This window comes from Streptomyces sp. NBC_00464, from assembly GCF_036013915.1.
In the GTDB taxonomy this organism is placed as follows: domain Bacteria; phylum Actinomycetota; class Actinomycetes; order Streptomycetales; family Streptomycetaceae; genus Streptomyces.
Genome location: NZ_CP107899.1, coordinates 25,798 through 46,886, shown reverse-complemented (window position 1 = coordinate 46,886; position 21,089 = coordinate 25,798). Strand labels below are relative to the sequence as shown.

General features: G+C 71.4%; 16 protein-coding genes. 9 read left to right on the top strand and 7 right to left on the bottom strand.

Features of this window, described 5'->3' with window-relative positions:
• Positions 1-122: 122 nt before the first annotated feature.
• The 7 genes from OG912_RS00250 (at position 123) to OG912_RS00220 (ending at position 12,323) form a co-directional block, all read left to right on the top strand.
• Positions 123-1,610 carry a sulfatase-like hydrolase/transferase gene (locus OG912_RS00250; protein WP_327707592.1) on the top strand — a complete coding sequence of 496 codons (1,488 nt, stop codon included), beginning with the start codon at positions 123-125 and terminating at the stop codon, positions 1,608-1,610.
• On the top strand, positions 1,607-2,470 hold the full coding sequence (locus tag OG912_RS00245) for an ABC transporter permease (protein WP_327707591.1): 864 nt from the start codon (positions 1,607-1,609) through the stop codon (positions 2,468-2,470). The genes OG912_RS00250 and OG912_RS00245 overlap by 4 nt, the downstream gene beginning before the upstream one ends.
• A 2-nt stretch (positions 2,471-2,472) precedes the next feature.
• Positions 2,473-3,255, top strand: a complete 783-nt coding sequence (locus tag OG912_RS00240; RefSeq protein ID WP_327707590.1) for an ABC transporter ATP-binding protein — start codon at positions 2,473-2,475, stop codon at positions 3,253-3,255.
• On the top strand, positions 3,252-4,280 hold the full coding sequence (locus OG912_RS00235; protein WP_327707589.1) for an aliphatic sulfonate ABC transporter substrate-binding protein: 1,029 nt from the start codon (positions 3,252-3,254) through the stop codon (positions 4,278-4,280). The genes OG912_RS00240 and OG912_RS00235 overlap by 4 nt, the downstream gene beginning before the upstream one ends.
• The gene (locus tag OG912_RS00230) at positions 4,277-6,553 is read left to right on the top strand and encodes a DUF4838 domain-containing protein (protein ID WP_327707588.1); all 2,277 of its coding nucleotides are present in this window, start codon (positions 4,277-4,279) and stop codon (positions 6,551-6,553) included. Before OG912_RS00235 ends, OG912_RS00230 begins: the two co-directional genes overlap by 4 nt.
• A 193-nt stretch (positions 6,554-6,746) precedes the next feature.
• Positions 6,747-8,729 (top strand): beta-N-acetylhexosaminidase family protein, encoded by a 1,983-nt coding sequence (locus tag OG912_RS00225; RefSeq protein ID WP_443060933.1) that lies wholly within the window; start codon positions 6,747-6,749, stop codon positions 8,727-8,729.
• 105 nt (positions 8,730-8,834) lie between these two features.
• Positions 8,835-12,323, top strand: coding sequence for a beta-galactosidase (locus tag OG912_RS00220; RefSeq protein WP_327707586.1), 3,489 nt, complete (start codon positions 8,835-8,837; stop codon positions 12,321-12,323).
• Positions 12,324-12,396: 73 nt separating this feature from the next.
• Here the strand turns inward: OG912_RS00220 and OG912_RS00215 are convergent, their stop codons facing one another.
• The 5 genes from OG912_RS00215 to OG912_RS00195 all read right to left on the bottom strand — a co-directional run bounded on the left by OG912_RS00215 (position 12,397) and on the right by OG912_RS00195 (position 16,283).
• Positions 12,397-12,891 (bottom strand): FBP domain-containing protein, encoded by a 495-nt coding sequence (locus tag OG912_RS00215; protein ID WP_326733944.1) that lies wholly within the window; start codon positions 12,889-12,891, stop codon positions 12,397-12,399.
• Positions 12,892-12,947: 56 nt separating this feature from the next.
• Positions 12,948-13,451, bottom strand: a complete 504-nt coding sequence (locus OG912_RS00210) for a nucleotide triphosphate diphosphatase NUDT15 (RefSeq protein WP_327707585.1) — start codon at positions 13,449-13,451, stop codon at positions 12,948-12,950.
• A gap of 77 nt (positions 13,452-13,528) precedes the next feature.
• On the bottom strand, positions 13,529-14,428 hold the full coding sequence (locus OG912_RS00205; RefSeq protein WP_326733942.1) for a hypothetical protein: 900 nt from the start codon (positions 14,426-14,428) through the stop codon (positions 13,529-13,531).
• Positions 14,425-15,438 (bottom strand): SPFH domain-containing protein, encoded by a 1,014-nt coding sequence (locus OG912_RS00200; protein ID WP_326733941.1) that lies wholly within the window; start codon positions 15,436-15,438, stop codon positions 14,425-14,427. Before OG912_RS00200 ends, OG912_RS00205 begins: the two co-directional genes overlap by 4 nt.
• A gap of 215 nt (positions 15,439-15,653) precedes the next feature.
• The gene (locus OG912_RS00195; protein ID WP_327707584.1) at positions 15,654-16,283 is read right to left on the bottom strand and encodes a TetR/AcrR family transcriptional regulator; all 630 of its coding nucleotides are present in this window, start codon (positions 16,281-16,283) and stop codon (positions 15,654-15,656) included.
• A 165-nt stretch (positions 16,284-16,448) separates the two neighbouring features.
• Here OG912_RS00195 and OG912_RS00190 point away from each other — a divergent pair, with 165 nt between their 5' ends.
• Positions 16,449-17,285: a phosphatase PAP2 family protein gene (locus tag OG912_RS00190; RefSeq protein ID WP_443061069.1), complete on the top strand. Its 837-nt coding sequence runs from the start codon at positions 16,449-16,451 to the stop codon at positions 17,283-17,285.
• On the top strand, positions 17,282-18,241 hold the full coding sequence (locus OG912_RS00185) for a hypothetical protein (RefSeq protein WP_327707582.1): 960 nt from the start codon (positions 17,282-17,284) through the stop codon (positions 18,239-18,241). Before OG912_RS00190 ends, OG912_RS00185 begins: the two co-directional genes overlap by 4 nt.
• 13 nt (positions 18,242-18,254) lie before the next feature.
• Here the strand turns inward: OG912_RS00185 and OG912_RS00180 are convergent, their stop codons facing one another.
• On the bottom strand, positions 18,255-18,806 hold the full coding sequence (locus OG912_RS00180) for a PadR family transcriptional regulator (protein WP_327707581.1): 552 nt from the start codon (positions 18,804-18,806) through the stop codon (positions 18,255-18,257).
• Positions 18,807-18,867: 61 nt separating this feature from the next.
• Positions 18,868-20,883, bottom strand: coding sequence for an NADPH-dependent 2,4-dienoyl-CoA reductase (locus OG912_RS00175; RefSeq protein ID WP_327707580.1), 2,016 nt, complete (start codon positions 20,881-20,883; stop codon positions 18,868-18,870).
• Positions 20,884-21,089: the final 206 nt, after the last annotated feature.

Below are 21,089 nucleotides of genomic sequence, written 5' to 3'. Positions count from 1 at the left end.
AAAGTCACCGTCCCTACAGTTCCGGTCAATTGCCGACACCGGCACGCGTCGGGACGTCACCTGACGGCGTGTCGGCCGGCTCCCCGGCAGCACCGTGAGCGACCACCGAAAGGGCGGCCCGAGTGGCTCCGCGCAACGTCCTGTTCCTGATGACCGACCAGCACCGGGTGGACACCCTGGGCTGTTACGGCAACCCACTCGTCGACACCCCGGCCCTGGACGCCCTTGCGGCCGAGGGAACCCGCTTCGACCGCTTCTACACCCCGACCGCCATCTGCACCCCGGCCCGCGCCTCGCTGGCCACCGGCCTCCACCCCTTCCGCCACGGCATGCTGAACAACCCCGAGCGCAATGGGGGGAGCAAGGACGAGCTCTCCGATGAAGACCCCATGCTCTGGGGTCAGTTGAAGGACCAGGGCTACTCGGTGGGCCACGTCGGCAAGTGGCACATCGGCCGCGAGCGCGGCCCCGAGTTCTACGGCCTGGACGGTGAGCACCTGCCCGGCGCGCTCAACCCCGTCCACCACCCCTCGTACGAGAAGTGGCTGGAGGACAACGGCTTCCCGCCCTTCTCCGTACGCGAACCCGTCTTCGGGACCGCCGCCAACGGCACCGGCCGCGGCCACCTCATCGCCGGCCGGCTCCAGCAGCCCGCCGAGGCCACCATCGAGGCCTTCCTCGCCGACCGCACGCTCGGCCTGCTCGACCGCTACGCAGCCGACTGGAAGGCGACCGGCACACCGTTCATGCTGTCCTGCCACTGGTACGGCCCGCACCTGCCCTACCTGATCCCCGACAGCTACTACGACCTGTACGACCCCGACGACGTGCCCCTGCCGGCCTCGATGGCCGAGACCTTCGCCGGGAAGCCCGAGGTGCAGCGCCAGTACAGCGCCTACTGGTCGTCGGACGACTTCGACGCCGCCGCCTGGCGCAAGCTCATCGCCGTCTACTGGGGCTACGTCACGATGATCGACCACCAGGCCGGCCGGCTGATCGAGGCGCTCAAGGGACACGGCCTGTGGGACGACACGGCGGTCTTCTTCACCGCCGACCACGGCGAGTTCACCGGCGCCCACCGGCTGAACGACAAGGGTCCGGCGATGTACGAGGACATCTACCGCATCCCCGGCATCGCCCGAATCCCCGGCGCCCCCGCCCAGGTCAGCGACGACTTCGCCTCCCTCATCGACCTCAACCCGACCATTCTCGAACTGGCCGGGGCCCCCGTGCCCGAGCTGTGCGACGGCACCAGCCTGCTGCCCCTGCTGCACGGGGCCGATTCCGGGGACGGCCGCGACGAGATCGTCGCCGAGTTCCACGGCCACCACTTCCCGTACTCCCAGCGCATGCTCCGCGACCGGCGCCACAAGCTGGTGCACAACCCGGAGAGCGTGCACGAGCTGTACGACCTGGAGACCGACCCGCACGAACTGCACAACGTGTACGACGCGCCCGCCTACGCCGGGATCCGGCGCGACCTCACCGTCCGGCTCTACCGCGAGCTGCTGCGCCGCGGCGACCCTGCCTACACCTGGATGAGCTACATGGCCGACATCGGCGGCGACCGGGCCGCGGATGTCGACGGCGTCGCGGAGGAAGTGGCATGAAGACACCGACCGAAGCTGTCGAGGAACAACGGACGAGCCCGCCGGGCCCGCGGAGCACGAAGCCGTCGCCCCCGAAGGACACGCGCGGTCCCAGGAGCAGGAAGCGGGGAACCGGCCGCCTGGCCAACGCCCTGCTCGGCCTCGCCTCCGCCGCGCTGGGACTGCTCGTCTGGGTCGTCCTCGCGAACAGCGGCATCGAGGGCTTCCCCGGCCCCGTCGCCGTGGGCCGCCGCGCAGGTGATCTCATCGCCGACGGCACGCTCTTCGAAGACGCCGGCGCCAGCCTGGAACGCGTACTCATCGGCTATGTCCTCGGCGTCGTCCTGGCGATCCCCGTCGGCTTCCTCATGGGCTGGTACCCGGTCGTCCGCAGGCTGATCGAGCCGTGGCTGCAGTTCTTCCGCATGGTGCCGCCGCTCGCGATCATCCCGCTCGCCATCGTCCTCATGGGCATCGACGAGACCCCGAAGATCTTCGTGATCTTCCTGGCCTCGTTCCTGTCCTGCGTCGTCTCCACCTTCCAGGGCGTCGTCTCCGTCGACGTCACCCTCGTCAACGCGGCCCGGGTGCTCGGCGCCCGCGACCCGCAGGTCTTCCTCGGCGTCGTCGTGCCCGCCTCCACCCCGTTCATCCTGGTCGGCATGCGGATCGGGCTCGGCGCCTCCTGGGCGACCGTCGTCGCCGCCGAACTCATCGCGGCCCAGGGCGGGCTGGGCTACCGGATGCAGCAGGCACAGGTCTACTACGACCTGCCGACCATCTTCGTCCAGCTCATCGCCATCGGCGCGATCGGCCTCGTCATGGACCGGCTGCTCCTGCTTGCCGAGCGCCGGCTCACTCACTGGCAGGAACGGCGGTAACCATGCCCACCATCCAATTCCATGACGTGACACGGGACTTCGCGGTCAAGAGCGGTGACTTCCTGGCCCTGGACCGGGTCAGCCTCGACATCGAGGACGGCGAGTTCGTCACTGTCGTCGGCCCCTCCGGCTGCGGCAAGAGCACCCTGATGAACATCGCCGCCGGGCTCCTGGACGCCACCGACGGCGAAGTCACCGTCGACGGCACGCCTGTCCGTGGTCCCGCTCCCGAACGCGGCGTCATCTTCCAGCAGTACGCGCTCTTCCCCTGGATGACCGTCGCCGCCAACGTCGAGTACGGACTCAAGGTCGCGGGTGTCAGGAAGGCGGAGCGCCGGCGCAGGGCCCGCGAGGTCATCGAGCTCGTCGGTCTCACCGACTTCGCCGACGCCCTGCCCAAGACCCTCTCCGGTGGCATGAAGCAGCGCTGCGCCATCGCCCGCGCCTACGCCGTGGACCCGAAGGTCCTCCTCATGGACGAACCCTTCGGAGCGCTCGACTCCCTCACCCGGGTCCGGATGCAGGAGTCGCTCCTCGACACCTGGGGCCGCGACCGGCGCACCGTCATGTTCATCACCCACGACGTCGACGAGGCGGTCTTCCTCGCCAACCGGGTCGTCGTCATGGCCGCCCGCCCCGGCCGCATCCACACGATCATCCCGGTCACGCTGCCCTATCCGCGTACCGAGGAACAGCGCCTGTCGCCCGAGTTCGCCGAACTGCGGGCCCAGGTGTGGCACGCCGTCCACCACCAGCCGGCCCCGCTCGAAGGAATGGTGTCATGAAGTCGATCCCTGCCGTCCGCCGCCGAACCGCCGGACTTCTCCTGGCCCTGGCACTCGTCTCCACCGCCACCTCCTGCGGTGACGACTCCTCGGACTCCGCCGGCGGCGGAGCACAGAAGGTGAAGTTCGGCTACATCGCCGACTACAGCGGTTCCGTCGCGCTGGCCGTCGCCCAGAAGCAGGGACTGTGGAAGAAGGCGGGCCTCACCCCCGACCTGAAGGTCTTCACCAACGGACCGCTCCAGGTCACGGCCCTCGGGTCCGGCAGCCTGGACTTCGGCTACCTCGGCCCCGGCGCGCTGTGGCTCCCCGCATCGGGCCGCGCCTCCATCGTCTCCGTCAACATGCTGGGCCTCGCCGACCGGGTCATCGCCCGGCCCGGCTCCGGCATCGAGACGCCGGCCGACCTCAAGGGCAAGAAGGTGGCCGTCGCCGAAGGAACCTCCGGCGACATGATCCTCAACCTGGCGCTGAACGAGGCCGGTCTGAAGCCGGACGACGTCACGAAGGTCGCCATGGACGCCTCTACCGTCGTCACGGCGTTCTCCTCCGGACAGGTCGACGCGGCGGCCACCTGGTACCCGCTGATCGACACGATGAAGAAGAAGGTCCCCGATCTCAAGGAGATCAGCCGGACGCAGGACTACTACCCCAAGCTGACCTTCCCCAACGTCTTCGTCACCCAGCCGAAGCTGGCCTCCGGGAACCCGGAGCTCGTCAAGAAGGTGACCGGGGTGCTGAAGGAGGCCGGTGACTGGATCGCGGCGCACCCCGAGGAGTCGGAGACCGTCACCGCCGACTTCCTGAAGCTGCCGGCCGACCAGCTCAAGGGCTCCACGAAGTACGTCAAGATCCTGCCCTCCGACGAGCTGACGAAGCTCAGCCAGGACGGAACCGTCGACGGCTGGTTCGACGAACTGGCCGGCGTCTTCAACCGGATGGGAAAGCTGCCCAAGGCGGGCAAGGCCTCGGACTACTACCTCGGCGACCTGTACGCCGCAGCCGGAAAGGCGGACCGCTCATGAACGACGCCTCGAACGAAGACCACGCCAACGCACCGAGCACCGTGAGACGGCGCGGATTCCTCGTGGGAGCCGCCGGCCTGGCCGGTGCGGCCCTCCTGCCGGGGCTCACCGCCACCGAGGCCGCGGCAGCCGCCGCGCAGCCGTCCGGCGCCCCGCTCCGGGTCGCCTCCGGCGGCCGGGCCCGCGCCTCGGTGCTCTGGTGGGGCGGCGGCAGCGCCGAGTTCGCCGCCACCGAACTGCGCGACTACCTCCACCGGATCACCGGTGTCCGGCTGCCGCTGCACGCCCTTCCGGCGCCCGGCGGCGACATCCCCGAGGGCGTCACCGGCCTGGTCGCCCTGCGCGCGGGCACCCGCGGCCGGGACGGCATACCCGCGGCCGCGCTCGCGGACGCCGGACGTGAACTCGGCGGGGCTCCCGAGGACTCCTTCACCCTGCTCGGCGACGACACCTGCCTGCTGCTGACGGGCAGCGGCGACCGGGCTCCGCTGTACGCCGTCTACGCGCTCCTGGAGCGGACCGGCGTGCGCTTCTTCGCCCCCGCCTTCCCCGCGTACGAGGGCCACCACGAATCCGTACCGGGCATCCGCACCCTCGACCTCCCGCCGGTACGCCTCACCGACCGGCCGGGCTCGCAACTGCGACGGCAGTATGCCGAGGAGGGCTTCAGCCACACCGTGGCGAGCCTGCCGCCGTTGCTCGACTGGATGGCCAAGAACCGGCTCAACACCTTCGTCTACCCGACCGACTACCTGGGCCTCGGCGTCACCACGTACGACGGGGTGCGCGACGTACTGGTCCGGGAGGCGGGCAAGCGTGCCCTGCGCATCGAGACGGGCGGCCACGGCTACGACAGCTTCCTGCCGAAGGCCGACTATCCGCAGTTCTACGCGTCCGGCGGACCGCTCTTCGACATCTACAACCCCGAGGCCCTGGACGCGTACGTGGCCAAGGTCCTCGCCTTCCTCCGGGAGCGACCGGAGATCACGGTGTTCGACTGCTGGCCGCCGGACGTCGGTGCCTTCCAGAAGCCCATCCTCGACCGCTACGGCAGCCCCGCCAACGCGGAGTCGGTGGTCGTCAACGAACTCGTCCGGGTGCTGCGGCAGGAACTGCCCGGGGTCCGGGTCGAACGGATCGCGTACGCCTCCACCGTGCGGCCGCCCGACCCGGAGTACGCGAGCGATCCCGAGGTCATCGTGGACTTCGCCCCGTACTCCCGGAACTACGACGGCCACCTCGGCGACCCCGCGATCGGTGCCAACGTCTCGTTCGCCAACGCGCTGCGCGCCTGGCGCACCACGCACCGGGGCCCGCTCGCGATGTACGAGTACTACCGGCGCTACCGCTGGCGCAGTCTGCCGGTGCACCCGCTCGCCACCATCGCGGGCGACGTGGGCTTCGAGTCGGGGCTCGGGCTCAACGGCTACGGGATGTACAGCGAGCCGGCCGACTGGATCACGTACGAGCACGTCCAGAGCCTGTTCGCCGCGCTGGCCTGGGACGGCACCCTGGACGCCGGTGCGTTCCTCGACGGGTACCTGCGGGCCCGCTTCGGCGCCGGGGCGGCAGCCGCGACGGCGCGGTACTACGACCTGACGCGTTTCGACCCGGACACCCACGGCCCCGCCGTGCTGACCACGAACTACACCCAGGCACGCGCCGCTCTCCAGGAGGCCACCGGACAGACGACGGGTGCGGGGCCCCGCACCCTGCTCGACCGGCTGACCCGCAACCTCGACATCGCCCTCGCCGACATGAGGATCGGTCTGGCGCCGGCGGGCAGTGCCGAGCTCGACGCCGCCCGCCAGGAGTACCGGGCGCTCGTGCACCGCAACCGGTTCACCGGCGTCTGCCTTCCCAACATGCAGGCGTGGTGGCGGTGGAACGGCCCACAGGGCCAGGCCCCGTACGACGACGCAAGGATCCGCCAGGATGTCGTCGACACCTACGCGAGCCCGGCGGCGGGCTTCGGCAACCCGGGAATCCTGGCGCTCGAACCGGGCGGTGACTCCGTGGCGCTCGATGTCGAGGCCCAGGACGTCGACTTCACCGGCCACACCGTCCACTGGTCCGCCGCCGCGCCCGACGGAGTCCTCCTGGAGCCGGCGAACGGCACGCTGAAGGTGCGTGGAACGCGGGGCGCCGCCCAGCGGGTGGCCGTGCGCGCCACCGCGGACGCGGCGCCTGGCACGTACCGGATCACGCTGGAGTTCCGGCTGGCCGACGGGACGCGGCTCGTCCCCTCGGAGGTGGCGGTCGGCATCCGCTGACCTGCGTGACCATCCGACCGGCTCCGCAGCCCGAGGCGGGCGGAGCCGGTCGGATGGCCTGCCCATAGATCACGCGATATCCAACATTATTAAACGTCTAGACCAAACAGGATCGCACGAAAGTCCTTGACGGGCTCGCGCTGGTGCGGAATTCTCCTCAACGCTTCGCTGGTTTAGACCACTTGGAGACTCTGTGGGACGTCGCAATGTGACCACGCTCGCATCCCTGCTGGCCACGGCAACCGCCGTGACGTGCCTGGCATCGCCTGCCGCCACCGCCCGACCGGCCGATCAGGCCGGCACCACCGCCACCGCCACCGCCCTCCCGCCGGTCTCACCCACCCCGCAGTCCATCGGCCGCGCCGGATCCGACGCCCCCGTCACCGGCCGGGTCCTCGTCGTCGCCGACGACGGGACGGACTCCGCGGCGCTCGACCGCCTCGTCGCCGAACTCAAGGCGCACGGTGCCCGCCGGGTCGACGTCGTGACACCCGGACATGTGCCGGCGGCGGCCGCCGGTCTGCTCACCGTGCGGCTGGGTTCCGCCACCCGCCCGGACGTCGCCCGCGCACTCGGCGCCACGAAGGCTCCCGATCACGCGGAGGGATACGCCCTGCGGGTCTCCGGGCACGGGCCCGGCCGCACGGCAGCCCTCGGCGGCACGGACGCTGCCGGACAGTTCTACGCCGTGCAGACACTGCGTCAGCTGTTCACGCGCGCCGGCGACGGCTGGAAGGTGGCCGGCGCACAGGCCGCCGACTTCCCCTCCATGCCCCTGCGCGGCACCATCGAGGGCTTCTACGGAACGCCGTGGACACACGACGAGCGGCTCGACCAGATGGACTTCTACGGCGACGTGAAGGCCAACACCTATATCTACGCGCCGAAGGACGACCCGTACCACCGCGGCAAGTGGCGCGAGCCCTACCCGGCCGACAAGCTCACGGAGCTCGGCGAACTGGTGCAGCGCGCCACGGCCAACCACGTCCGGTTCACCTTCGCGGTCTCCCCGGGCGAGTCCATCTGCTACTCCGACCCGGCCCACCGCAAGGACCTCGACGCCAAACTCCAGGCCATGTACGACCTGGGCACAAGGGCGTTCTCCATCCCGCTGGACGACATCAGCTACACCCGCTGGAACTGCGAGGGCGACCGGGCGAAGTTCGGCGAGCCCGGCCGCGAGGCAGCCGCCAAGGCACAGGTCGACCTCCTCAACGGCGTACAGCACGACTTCATCGCCACCCACCCGGGCACACAGCCGCTGCAGATGGTGCCGACCGAATACGGGGACCTCACCGACACCGCGTACAAGCAGACCATGCGCGCCACGCTGGACCCCGCGATCGAGGTGATGTGGACCGGCACCGACGTCGTGCCGCCGAGCATCACCGACGAGCAGGCCGAAGCCGCTGCGAAGCTGTTCGGGCGCAAGGTGTTCGTGTGGGACAACTACCCCGTCAACGACTTCGGGAACACCAGCGGGCGGCTGCTCCTCGCGCCGTACGACAAGCGTGAGGCGGGCCTGTCCGCACACCTCACCGGCATCGTGGCCAACCCCATGAACCAGCCGTACGCCAGCAAGGTCGCCGTCTTCGGAGCAGCGGGCTTCGCCTGGAACGACACGGCCTACGACGCACGCTCCGAGTGGCGCCGCGCCATGTCCTACCTCGCGGGCGGCGACCGGGCGGCGACGGAGGCCCTGCTGGTCCTCGGCGACCTCGAACACATGGCACCCACCTTCGGCGCCACGCCCTGGCAGCCCCAGGCGCCCGAACTCACCCGCCGTACAACGGAGTTCTGGACGTCCTGGGACGCAGGCCACAAGGCCGGCGCACTGGCGGAACTGCGCCCGTACGCCGACGCCGTCAGGAGCGCTCCCGAGGTCATCCGGAGCGGCGCCGTCCAGCCCGGGTTCGTCACCGACTCCGCGCCCTGGCTGGACGCCACCGCGCTGTGGGGCAGCGCCGCCGTGACGATGCTGGACGCGCTCGACGCCTGGAGCGCGGGCGACAAGGACACCGCCGCGCGCTTGCTCGCCTCCTCGCAGGCGCTGCAGAGCCAGGCACGCGCCGTGCGGGTCGACCCGCCCCGCAACTCGTGGGGAAGCGTCCAGCCCAAGGTCGGTGACGGCGTGCTCGACACCTTCCTCGCGCAGGCCGCGAGCCGCATGCAGTAGCCGGGACGCCCCTGCCGCGAAGGGGGCCGCGTCGCGCGGGGCCGGTCCGTCCGGCCCCGCGCGACGGATGAACCGCACCATCGGCACACCAGCGAAAGGGCGTTCATGACGAACCACCCCCAACGGCCGCACGCCTTATGGCGCCGCGCCGTCGTCGGCGGCCTGGCCACCGGCCTCGTGCTGTCCCTCGCCTCACCCCTGCCGGCCTCCGCGCATCCCACCGGCCGGGCCGTCCAGGCGGCCCGCGCGACCGTCACCCACCCCTTCCCCGGCAACGACGGCCGTTCCCACACCGTCGCCTGGGACGAGAAGTCGCTCAAGGTCGACGGCGAGCGGCTGGTCGTGTGGTCCGGCGAGTTCCACTACTGGCGGCTGCCGAGCCCCGACCAGTGGCGCGACGTCCTGCAGAAGCTGAAGGCTTCGGGCTTCAACGCCGTGTCGCTGTACTTCTTCTGGGGCTACCACTCCAGTGAGCCGGGCTCGTACGACTTCACCGGCGTACGCGACATCGACCGGCTCCTGACCATGGCCGAGGAGGAGGGCCTCTACGTCATCGCCCGCCCCGGCCCGTACATCAACGCCGAGGTGAGCATGGGCGGTCTGCCGCCGTACATGAGCACGCACGGGGGCGAGGAGCGCACGGCCGACCCGCAGAATCTGGCGGCCGACCTGGAGTGGCTGAAGGCAGTCAACGCCATCATCGGCAGGCACCAGATCACCGACGGCGGCGGCAGCGTCATCGCCTACCAGGTCGAGAACGAACAGATCGACAACTCGGCCAAGCACATCGACTACATCGAGAAGCTGCAGAGCGCCGTCGTCGAACAGGGCATCACCGTCCCGCTGTTCCACAACGACTACGGAAACGGCCACGGCTGGAACGTGCCGGGCGGGCCCGGTGGCTCGAAGCTGGACCTCTACGCCTTCGACACGTACCCGCTGGGCTTCGACTGCGCCGGCGGCCGGGGCCGGCTGAGCGACTACGAGACCCGGGTCCGCGGCTACTCGCCCGGCACGCCGGTCTTCATCGCCGAGGGGCAGGGCGGCGCGTTCACCGCCTGGGGCCGCGACTTCCAGACGAACAAGTGCGCCGAGTTCACGGACGCCGCGTTCACCCGTCAGTTCGCCGTGAACAACCTCGCCAACGGCGCCACCCTTTTCAACTCCTATATGGAGTACGGCGGCACCAACTGGGGCTGGACCGGCGACCCCGGCTCCGGATTCACCTCCTACGACTACGGGGCGGCGATCGCCGAGAACCGCGCGATCACCCCGAAGCTCGCCGTCCAGAAGGAGTTCGGCTACCTGCAGAACGCCGTGAAGCCGATCGCCTCCGCCCAGGCCGTCACCGCCCCGCCGGTCACGGTCACGGGCGGCGGTGCCGTCAAGGCCCAGCAGCGTCTGTCCACCGAGAAGTCGGACGACACCTCCGTCTCGGGCAACGGCATGCGGCTGATCACGCTGCGCCATCCCGACTCCAACGACACATCGACCAGCCGTGTCACCTTCCCCCTCGACCTGGCCACCCCTCCCGCTCCGCCGGAGGATCCCTCGTACCGCTGGAACGATTCGGACACCGGTGCGCTGAAGTTCACCGGCTCCTGGGAGCGCGCCGCCGGCCAGTCGTGGACCGGCGGGGACTTCGAGGACGACGAGACGTTCTCCTCGGCGGCCGGTGACAGCGTCGAAGCCACCTTCGACGGACCGACCGTGCGCTGGATCGGCCCGGACTCCTCCAACCACGGCACCGCGGACGTGTACATCGACGGCGTCAAGAAGGCGACGGTCGACAGCTACGCCGCGTCACCCGCCTTCCAGCGGGTCCTGTACGAGGCGAACGACCTCGGCGCCGGCTCGCACACGCTCAAGATCGTCGTCACCGGAGAGAAGGGCACGGCCGCCTCGCAGGGAACGTTCGTCTCCGTCGACGCCATCGACACGAGCCCGAGCACGCAGCCCGTCGGGGATGCGGCCTACCCGCGCGTCCCGCAGAAGCCGGGCACCGCGATCACCGTGGACGGGCGCGACGCCGCCCCCCTCGTCGCGGACTACGCCTTCGGACCGCACCGCCTCGTCTACTCCACCTCGCAGGTGCTCACCCGGCTGAACGCCGGACGCGATCTGCTCGCCCTCGACGGTGCGAAGGGTACGGACGGCGAGACCGTCCTGCGCTACGCGCAGAAGCCCGAGGTCACCACCCTGGACGGGGCGCCGGTGGAGACCACCTGGGACCCGGAGCGGGGGGACCTGCGGATCAACTACGTGCACGACGGCACCCGGACGGTGCGGATCTCCGGCGGTGGTCGCGCCGCACTCACGATCGTGATCTCCGACAGGGACGGCGTCGCGGACACCTGGCAGCTCGACGCCGGGAGCAGCGACGTGCTGGTCCTGGGACCGGAACTCGCACGGACGGCCCGAGTCGGCGGATCCCGGCTCGAACTGACCGGTGACACCCGCCGGGCCGGGAAGCTGAGGGTCTTCGCGCCCACCGGCGTGAATGTCCTCACCTGGAACAACCGCGTCCTGCCGACGACCACGGACGCGGCAGGAGCGCTGGTCGCCGATCTGCCCGGCCCCGCGGACGTGTCGCTGCCGGCGCTGAGCACGTGGCGCACCGCCGAGTCCGATCCCGAACGGACGGCAGCGTTCGACGACTCGGGCTGGACGGCGGCGGACCGGACCACGGCCGCCAACCCGCTCCATGGCCCCGGGGCGGTATCCGGCGTCGTGCTGGACACGGACGAGTACGGATTCCACGAGGGCGACACCTGGTACCGCGGCCACTACACACCGGCCACCGCCGGCAGCACGGTGAAGGTCACGGTGAAGACCGGCACCGCCGGCCATGCCCTGGTCTGGCTGAACGGCCGTTACCTCGGCGCCCAGGGCGACGGCACCGCCACCCACTCGGTCCCGGCAGGGCTCGTCGAGCCGGGCAAACCCGCCGTACTGGCGGTCCTGGTACGGAACATGGGCCAGTACGAGGACTGGAGCTCCGACGGCCGCTCCAAGGGCGGCCGGGGTCTGGCCGACGTCGACATAGCCGGAGCGGGCAAGGTCGACTGGCGGATCCAGGGCGCCCTCGGCGGTCCGAAGCCCGCGGACACCGCGCGCGGTCTCTACAACAACGGAGGGCTGTACGGGGAGCGCATGGGCTGGCACCTGCCGGGCGCACCGGACACCTCCTGGGCGCGCACCGGCGCGTTCAAGAGTGCCCGTGCGGGCGTGCGGTGGTACCGCATCACCGCCCGGCTGAACCTGCCCAAGGACGCGGACACGGCGGTCGGTCTGCGGATCGACGACGACAGTGCCAAGGCGGACAAGTACCGCGTCCAGATCTTCGTCAACGGCTGGAACACCGGCCAGTACGTCAACAACGTCGGTCCGCAGAAGGAGTTCGTCATCCCCTCCGGATTCCTGAAGCCGCAGGGCGACAACACCATCGCGCTGGCGGTCACCGCTGAACAGAGCGGCCTCGGACCCGACTCGGTCGCGTTGGTGAACCAGGGAACCGTGCTGGGAGGAGTCGCGGGCCGGCAGAACGCGGCGCCGGACTACGCGGCGGTGCACAGCAAGCGCACGGCGCGGTAGCCGGTCCGCGCACCGACCTGTGCCCGCTCCGGCAGCAGGACCGTCGGAGCGGGCACGGGCGTGCCCGCCCGGTTCAGCCGAAGAGCTTGTCGACGAACGCGGCGAGATTGCCCGTCGTGCGGTCGATCTGCTCCTCCAGGGTCAGCGACTCCTTGAAGCGGGCACCCGAGGCCACGGCCTTCTTCCCCCGCACATAGAGCGAGCAGGCCAGGTCGGTGCACATGTACAGCCCGACCGAATTGCCGTCCCGCCCCGCCGGGCCGGCCTTGCGGGCGGTCATCAGCGACACCCCGCTGCCCGGGTGCGTGGTCAGACAGAGCGAGCACATGCTCCGGTGAAGGAATCCGCGCTGCTGGGAGGGGAAGCGCAGCGTGATCCCGGTCAGCCCGCCCTCGCGCTCGGTGACGATGTAGCTGCGCCCCGGGGCGGAGAGGTCACGCCAGCCGAGGAAGTCGAGATCGTCCCACGGGAGCTCGTCGAGATCGCGGGGCAGCGGCAGCCGCCCCGCTTCTCCCTTGGAGCAGTTGACGAACGATGTGCGGATGTCCTGCTCGGTCACGGCCTTCATACCGACGACGCTAACTCTGCCTATGAGCCCTAGGCAAATCATTAATTGATGTAGGTCTATGCCTGTGCGCTCTCGGTCATGATGTCCAGCCGGTGCGCGGGCGGGTGCACGATGCCGAGATCGGGGCGCCAGGCCGCGAGGATCTGTGCCGAGGGGTCGAAGAGCGGCGTCGGCAGCTCCTCGGGCCGGATCCACTGCCAGGTGCTGATGAGATGGGGTTCGGTCACCTGCGCGGCGCCGTCCCCGACGGTGACCAGCGCGGCCATCGTCACCCGGTTGATCCCGTGGATCACGTCGTGCAGCATCGCGAAGACGCGCACCTCGTGCTCGGCGGCCTCCAGCCCCGTCTCCTCCCGGAGCTCACGCACCGCCGCCGCCGCGATCGACTCATGCGTCGGATCGACCTTGCCGCCGGGCAGCTCCCAGGTGCCGCTGTGATGCCGGCCGAGCAGGATCCGCCCCTGCCCGTCCTGCACGAGCACGCCTACACCCAGCGCCGCCTGGGCCTGGGGCGGACGGGAGTTGCGGGCGGGGACCTGGGGCGTCTCGGCGCTGTCCATGGCGGCTCCTGATGAGGTCGGTGACCGGCGGGGCACAGAGCCTACGGGCGGGGCCATGCACACCGTCGCTGCTGCGGTCAGCCGGTCAGCCGCAGCGAGGTGGCCGAGATGCCGAGCCGCACGGACTGGCCCCATGTCAGCTCCAGTGCGTCGGCCTCCATGCCGTCGCCGAAGACCACCACCCGGTCGGACTCGACGGTCATCCGAAGCCCCTGTCCGCGGCCCAGTTCCCCCGAGACCAGCGAGGTGCCCGTGACGGGCGAGGGCCAGGCCTCGCGTACGAACCAGAGCAGCCGGGGATCGGTGGGGCCGGGCAGGGCGAGCGGGCTGCGTCGTTCCTGCCACAGGGACCGCAGCCACCCGGTGGCGCCGGTGCCCGTGCCGACCAGGACTCCGGACGAGGCCTGCGGCTCGGCGGGGGAATCCGCCGCGTCGGGGCCGAGCCGGTAGCGCGCCGTCTGGTGGCCGGCCGGGCCGAGGTAGATCTCGTTGAGGGCCAGGAGCCGCTGGGTGTCGTCGGCCACCGCCTCGACCATGGTGAGCTCGTCCGCGGCGCTGCCCGGCGCCACGGCCGCCCGCAGCAGGGCCGCCGCGTCGGCGGGCCGGTGGCGTACCAGGACGCCGGGGTTGCGGCCGGGGTCGGTGTCGATGCCCACGACCGGCTGGCCGGAGAGGTACTTGGCGGCGTTCGCGACCAGCCCGTCCTGCCCGACGACGACCACCACGTCCTCCGGCGCGAACAGGAACCGGTCGAGGTCCGCGCGCTCCACCCGGGACCGGCGCCATTGCAGCGGGACAGCCGCCGCCACATCGGCGAGTGCCTGCCGGGCCCGTTCGTGCCGCCGGGCCACCTCGTCGATGGACCGGCCCCGGCTGGAGAGGAAGAACGCCGCCTGGCCGTGCGTGCCGTGCCGGGCCAGCAACTCCTCGTACTCGGTGGTGCGGTGGACCAGTACGGCCCGGGGCGCCAGGCTCACGCCCGGGTCTCCGGCGCGGTCCGGCCGAGCTTGGTGAGCAGGCCGGTGAGGACGTCGGGGGAGAGGGTGAGGCTGTCGATGCGCGGCAGGTTCTCGGCGAGCCGGGTCGCGGCCAGCGCGTGCAGGGTCGCGGCCTCCACCTCGCCGTGCACCCGCAGCCAGGCCGCCTGCGACTCGGCACGGGCCGCGCCGACCTCACGGGCCGCCTCGGCCTCGGCGCGGGCGAGGCGCACCGTGCGCGCCGCCTCCGCCTCGGCGCGCACCCCGTCGGCGGCCGCGTGCTCCTCCGCCTCGCGGCGGGTGTTGGTGCCGCGCTGCTCGACCAGTTGCTCCTCGCGCCGGGCGAGCTCGATCTGGCTGGCCAGCTCGTTCTCGGCGATCGTCCGCTCGCGCTCGACGGCCACCGCCCGGCGCTCGTAGGTGGCCCGGTCGGCCTCCTGCTGGATCTGTTCGCGGGCGGGGGTGCGCAGGGCCCGTTCCACCTCGGCCTCGGGGCGGATGGCGACGACGCGCACCGCCACCACGTCGATGCCGGTGGCGGGCAGCCTGGGCTCGTCGGCGAGTCCGGACGCCACCCGTTCGCGTACCGCGGCGACACCGTCCACCAGTGCGGCGGCCAGCGGGGTGCGGGCCAGGACGTCCAGGGTGTGCTGCTGGGCCGTCTCGGTCAGCAGTGTCGCGATCTGCTCCAGCGGGGCGCCGCGCCAGGCGCCGGTGTCGGGGTCGACGGAGAAGTCGAGGCGCGCGGCCGCCTCGGCCGGATCGCTGATCCGGTACGTGACGGTGGCCTGCACGGTGACGTCCTGGAAGTCGGCCGTGCGCGCGTGGAACGCCATGGCCAGCTCGCGGTCGTTGACCGGCACCTCGGAGAGCGCGGCGCTCAGCGACCGGAACCAGAAGCTCAGCCCCGCCCCGTCGTGGGCGAGCCGGCCGCGCTTGTGGTGGCGGATGTGGGCGGTGGGCGCTGAGCGCAGATGGCGCCAGCCGAAGCGCCGGGTGATGTCGGCCATGATGGGCCCCCTCGTTCTCGTCATGGAGACGATAAAGGAGGCGGCCTCATATCGTCAAGGGGACGAGAAGGGGGGGCGCGATTTTCGGCGGGAACACGCGGGCGGCCGGTGACTTCCGAAGAAGTCACCGGCCGCCCGGGTTGTGCGCCGCCCCCGTCCCCACGGTGCGGCGCGGGCGGACCGTCGTCATCCGCTGGGACGACGGTCCACGTCTGTCAGGACCCGGACGCGTGCGCGTCCAGGCCGAGTGCGGGAAAGACCGCGCCCTCCACGAAGCGGATGAGGAACGTCTCGTCCGCGTAGGCGCACTCCAGCAGCGGACGGGCGCGCATCACGCCCAGCAACTGCGCGGAGACGAACTCCGTGGCCGGGTTGTCCGCGGCCACCTCGCCGCGCGCCACGCCGCGCGCCACCATGGCGTCGATCGCCGCCAGTTCCGGCAGGATCAGCGACTCGCGCAGCGCGCACAGCAGCTCGGGGCTCTGCAGTGCGGCATGGCTCAGGGCCAGCATCAGCGGCGTGTCGCGCCCGGAGCCCTCGCCGATGGCGCGCGCCGCCTCACGCAGGTCCCCGGCCAGTGTGCCCGTGTCGATCCGGCCGAGCAGCCCGTGCCGGGTCCCGTGCAGTGCGGCGACGACCAGCTCGGGTTTCGAGCCCCACTGGCGGTAGAGCGTGGACTTGCCGCAGCGCGACCGGGAAGCGACCCCCTCCATGGTGAGCGACTCGTAGCCGCCCTCTCTCAGCATGTCGAGCACGGCGGTGTAGAGCTCCTGGGCCCTCTCCGGCGTGATCTTCGAGCGGCGCGACGCGGTGGCCTGCTCGGGCTCCGTTTCCAGCGACGACATGCGCTTTCCCTCTCTGCGACTCTGCGACGAGGTCCATCGATACGCCAGTGTACCGATACGTGAGTGTTCCGATACGCGTCCGTATCGGTACACTGGCGTATCGATACGGCACGGGCCCGTCCCTGCCACCGAAACACCGCTTCGTCAGCAAAGGGGCACCGGGTGATGTTCGCCGGTAGCAGGCCCGCCGATCGGGAGCCGGACAGTTCTGCCCGACCGCCCCTCGTCCGCGAGCTTCTTCTCGTCGTAGGACTCTTCGTGATCTACAAGTTCGGCCGCCAGGCGGCCAACGGTCACGTCGACGAGGCGTACCACAACGCCGGGCGCGTGTGGGACCTCGAACGCGCCGTGCACCTGCCCGGCGAAGGTGCCGTACAGGCTCTGCTGCTCCACAACGAGACGCTGATCCACCTCGCGAACACGTACTACGCGACCGTGCACTTCCCGGCCACCCTGCTCTTCCTCGGCTGGCTGTACTGGCGCCGCCCGCGCCACTACGTCTGGTCGCGCCGCATCCTCGCCGTGCTCACCGGCGCCGCGCTGGCCCTGCACCTGCTGTTCCCGCTCGCCCCGCCGCGGCTGCTGGCCGCCACCGGCCTGGTCGACACCGGCCAGGTCTACGGACCGACGGTGTACGGGTCCACACCCGCCGCCGACTCGATGGCGAACCAGTTCGCCGCCATGCCCTCGCTGCACTTCGGCTGGGCGGTCATGGTCGGCGTCGGTCTCGTCGTAGCCACCCGCTCGCGGTGGCGCTGGCTGTGGCTGCTGCACCCGGTGATCACGCTGCTGGTCATAGTCGGCACCGCCAACCACTACTGGCTGGACTCGATCGTGGTGGCCGCGCTGCTCTCGGTGGCGTTCGCGGCGCTGCGGCTGCCGCGCACGGAGCCGGTGAAGGCGCACCTGCCGTGGCCGTCCACGGCCGGGGCGCCGGCCCACGCCGTCGCCGCCGCTCGCACTTCGGGCCGTTCCTACGCCTCCTCCGGGACCGGGCGATGAACGCCACCCTGGTCGCCGTCGCGCTGTCACTCGTCTCCGCCGCCGCCTACGCCTCGGCCGCGGTGGCGCAGGCGCGGCTCGCGGGACGCACCGCACCGGGCACCGGGACGCTCCGGCTGCTCGGGAGCGGGGCGTGGTGGTCGGCCGTCGGGCTGAACGCCGGCGGCGCGCTGCTGCACGTCGCCGCGCTGAAGTACGGCCCACTGACCCTCGTCCAGCCGCTCGGCGCACTCACCCTGGTCGCCGCCGTCCCGCTGGGCGCCCGGGCCGCAGGCCGCAAGGTCTCGACGACCGAATGGCGCGGCACGTTCCTGACCCTGCTGGGCCTGGGGGCCCTGCTGATGACCGCGGGCGGTTCCGCTCCGCACGAGACGCTGAGCCTCACCGAGGCGCTGGCCGTCGGCGCGGCGACCATGGCCGTCGTCGCCGGGCTCAGCCGTCCGGGCACGCGTCCGGGTCTGCGGCACGCGGCGGCCTCCGGCATCACCTCGGGCGTAGCCTCCGCGCTGACCCAGACACTGACCGTCTCCGTCACCGACCACACCACGGGCCCGCTGTTCAGCTGGCACCTGGTGGTCGTCGCGGTGCTCGTGTCGGCCTTCGCGATGGGCGGGCTGCTGCTCTCCCAGACCGCCTACCGGGGCGGTCTCGGCGCACCGCTCGCCGTCGTCACCCTGGCCAACCCGGTTGCCGCGGCGGCGATCGGCCTGGCCCTGCTGGGGGAGCGGCTCCAGGGCGGGACGATCAGCCTGGTTCCGGCGCTGCTGGGCACGGCGGCGGCCGTACGAGGCGTGATCCTGCTCAGCCGCGCCCAGGCACAGACCGCACCCGCCGCCGGGGCGGCCGTTGCGGTACCGCCTCCGAGCGCCCCGTCGAGGGTGGTCATCAAGAGCCCGCGGGCCGGACTCCACCTGGAACACGGACACCTGCGGCGCATCCGGGCCGGCCGCTCGTAGGGCCGGCTGCCCGTTACCCGAGGTCGGCCGCCGCGGCGCCGGCATCCTCGTCCAGCGCCCGGGTCAGCCAGCCGATCCAGAAGTTCTCCAGATCGATGCCGCCGCGCAGCACGAGATGGTGCAGCCGGTCCTTCGACGCGTCGCGCCCGGGCGGGAAGTCCCGCTCCTCGATCTCCAGATACTCCGCGAGCCGGCGCCGGTGCAGGCCGAGGTGGCGGCGCAGTTCCGCGTCGAGACCGGGCGCACCGACGACCGCCGCCGCGCGCATCCGCAGCAGCAGCGGATCGCGGATCTGCTTCGGGTCCTCCGGGCGGGCCACCCAGGCGGACAGCGCCTCGCGGCCCGCGGGCAGCACCTCGTACTCCTTCTTCTGCCCCCGGGCCGGCTGGGCCGGTGCCAGTGCCCTGATCTGCCCGGACTGCTCCAGCTTTCCCAGCTCGCGGTAGATCTGCTGGTGCGTGGCCGACCAGAAGTAGCCGATCGACCGGTCGAACCTGCGGGTCAGCTCCAGCCCCGACGAAGGCTTTTCGAGCAGGGCTGTGAGGATCGCGTGCGGGAGTGACATGGGGTGCATCCTAAGGACGGCCGCAGGGCCGGACGAGCGGTCCGGCCCTGCGGGGCCCCGGTCAGAGCGAGGCGGCGAGTTCCGTGCCCTGGCGGATCGCCCGCTTGGCGTCCAGCTCGGCCGCGACGTCGGCGCCACCGATCAGATGCGCGGGACGGCCCGCGGCGAGCAGCTCCTCGTACAGCTCCCGGCGGGGTTCCTGGCCCGCGCAGAGCACGATCGTGTCGACCGGCAGCAGATGCTGTTCGCCGTCGACCGTGACGTGGAGCCCGTCGTCGTCGATCCGGTCGTAGCCGACTCCCGCGATCATGGTGACGCCGCGGTGCCGGAGTTCGGTGCGGTGGATCCAGCCCGTCGTCTTGCCGAGACCGGCACCCACCTTGCTCGCCTTGCGCTGGAGCAGATGGACGGTGCGCGAGGACTTCGGGCGCTCGGCGGTGCCGAGTCCGCCCCGCTCGCGGTACTCGGTGTCGACGCCCCACTGCCGGAAGAACGCCTCCGGGTCCAGGCTCGCCGCGTCCCCGCCGTCGGTCAGGAACTCGGCCACGTCGAAGCCGATCCCGCCCGCGCCGACCAGCGCCACCCGGTCGCCCACCGGCGCCCCGTGCCGCAGTACGTCGAGGTAGCTGACCACGCTCGGATGGTCCACCCCCGGGATCGCCGGCGTACGGGGGGTGACTCCGGTCGCCAGGACGACCTCGTCGAATCCGTCGAGCTCCCCGCCACCGACCTGGGCGCCCAGCCGGAGCTCGACCTTCTCCTCCGCGAGCCGGGTACGGAAGTAGCGCAGCGTCTCGTCGAACTCCTCCTTGCCCGGCACCCGGCGTGCCACGTTGAGCTGTCCGCCGATCTCGTCGGCCGCGTCGAAGAGCGTCACCGCGTGACCGCGCTCGGCGGCCGTCACGGCGCAGGCGAGCCCGGCCGGACCGGCACCCACGACCGCGACGCGCTTGCGGGTGCGGGTCGGCGACAGGGTGAGTTCCGTCTCGTGGCAGGCGCGCGGGTTGACCAGGCAGGAGGTGACCTTGCCGCTGAAGATGTGGTCCAGGCAGGCCTGGTTGCAGCCGATGCAGGTGTTGATCGCGTCCGCCCGGCCCTCGCTCGCCTTCGCGACGAAGTCCGGGTCGGCGAGGAACGGCCGGGCCATCGACACCATGTCCGCACGGCCCGCCGCCAGGATCTGCTCGGCGACCTCGGGGGTGTTGATGCGGTTGCTCGTCACCAGCGGTACGGAGACGGCGCCGCGCACCTTCTCGGTGACCCAGGTGAAGGCGCCGCGCGGCACCGACGTCGCGATCGTGGGGATGCGGGCCTCGTGCCAGCCGATGCCGGTGTTGATGATCGTCGCCCCGGCCGCCTCGATCTCCCGGGCGAGCTGCACGACCTCCTCCAGCGACGATCCGCCGGGCACCAGGTCCAGCATCGAGAGCCGGTAGATCAGGATGAAGTCGCTGCCGACCCGCTCCCGGACCCGGCGCACGATCTCGACGGGGAAGCAGATGCGGTTCTCGTACGAGCCGCCCCAGCGGTCCTCGCGGTGATTGGTCGCCGAGGCGATGAACTCGTTGATCAGATAGCCCTCGGAGCCCATGATCTCCACGCCGTCGTACCCCGCGCTCTGCGCGAGTGCCGCCGCCGTGACGAAGTCGTCGATGGTCGACTCGACCTCGTCGTCGGTCAGGGCATGGGGGACGAACCCGCTGATCGGCGCCTGGATCGCGCTCGGCGCCACCAGGCCGGGGTGGTGCGCGTAGCGCCCGAAGTGCAGGATCTGCATGGCGATCCGGCCGCCGGCCGCGTGCACGGCCGACGTCACCACGGCATGCTGCGCCGCCTCCGCCTCGGTGGTCATCTTCGCGCCGCCGGGCAGCGAGCAGGCCCGCTCGTTCGGTGCGATGCCACCGGTGACCATGAGGCCCACACCGCCGCGGGCGCGGGCGGCGTAGAACGCGGCCATGCGCTCGAAGCCGTTCTCGACCTCTTCCAGGCCGATGTGCATCGACCCCATCAGCACCCGGTTGGGGAGGGTGGTGAACCCGAGGTCGAGCGGGCTCAGCAGATGCGGGTACGGGCTCATGCGGGGGCTCCTCGCGCGGTGTGGTTACGCCAGTTCTAGACCACCGAATCGTCATTGTGCAACAAGTTGCACAATGACGTACGTCGCACTGTGCCACGGGTCACGTGCTGCTCCGGGCTCGCCCGGACGGCGTAACAACGCACCCCGTAGGGACGCCGGTGCGCGGAGAGTGGAGTGCGTACCGCACCCGGGGCCCCTTCTTCCCT

Coding starts and splice junctions, on each gene's coding strand:
- OG912_RS00245 (WP_327707591.1), top strand. CDS start 1,607: ATGAAGACACCGACCGAAGCTGTCGAGGAACAACGGACGAGCCCGCCG.
- OG912_RS00240 (WP_327707590.1), top strand. CDS start 2,473: ATGCCCACCATCCAATTCCATGACGTGACACGGGACTTCGCGGTCAAG.
- OG912_RS00235 (WP_327707589.1), top strand. CDS start 3,252: ATGAAGTCGATCCCTGCCGTCCGCCGCCGAACCGCCGGACTTCTCCTG.
- OG912_RS00230 (WP_327707588.1), top strand. CDS start 4,277: ATGAACGACGCCTCGAACGAAGACCACGCCAACGCACCGAGCACCGTG.
- OG912_RS00220 (WP_327707586.1), top strand. CDS start 8,835: ATGACGAACCACCCCCAACGGCCGCACGCCTTATGGCGCCGCGCCGTC.
- OG912_RS00215 (WP_326733944.1), bottom strand. CDS start 12,891: ATGAAGGCCGTGACCGAGCAGGACATCCGCACATCGTTCGTCAACTGC.
- OG912_RS00210 (WP_327707585.1), bottom strand. CDS start 13,451: ATGGACAGCGCCGAGACGCCCCAGGTCCCCGCCCGCAACTCCCGTCCG.
- OG912_RS00200 (WP_326733941.1), bottom strand. CDS start 15,438: ATGGCCGACATCACCCGGCGCTTCGGCTGGCGCCATCTGCGCTCAGCG.
- OG912_RS00195 (WP_327707584.1), bottom strand. CDS start 16,283: ATGTCGTCGCTGGAAACGGAGCCCGAGCAGGCCACCGCGTCGCGCCGC.
- OG912_RS00190 (WP_443061069.1), top strand. CDS start 16,449: ATGTTCGCCGGTAGCAGGCCCGCCGATCGGGAGCCGGACAGTTCTGCC.
- OG912_RS00185 (WP_327707582.1), top strand. CDS start 17,282: ATGAACGCCACCCTGGTCGCCGTCGCGCTGTCACTCGTCTCCGCCGCC.
- OG912_RS00180 (WP_327707581.1), bottom strand. CDS start 18,806: ATGTCACTCCCGCACGCGATCCTCACAGCCCTGCTCGAAAAGCCTTCG.
- OG912_RS00175 (WP_327707580.1), bottom strand. CDS start 20,883: ATGAGCCCGTACCCGCATCTGCTGAGCCCGCTCGACCTCGGGTTCACC.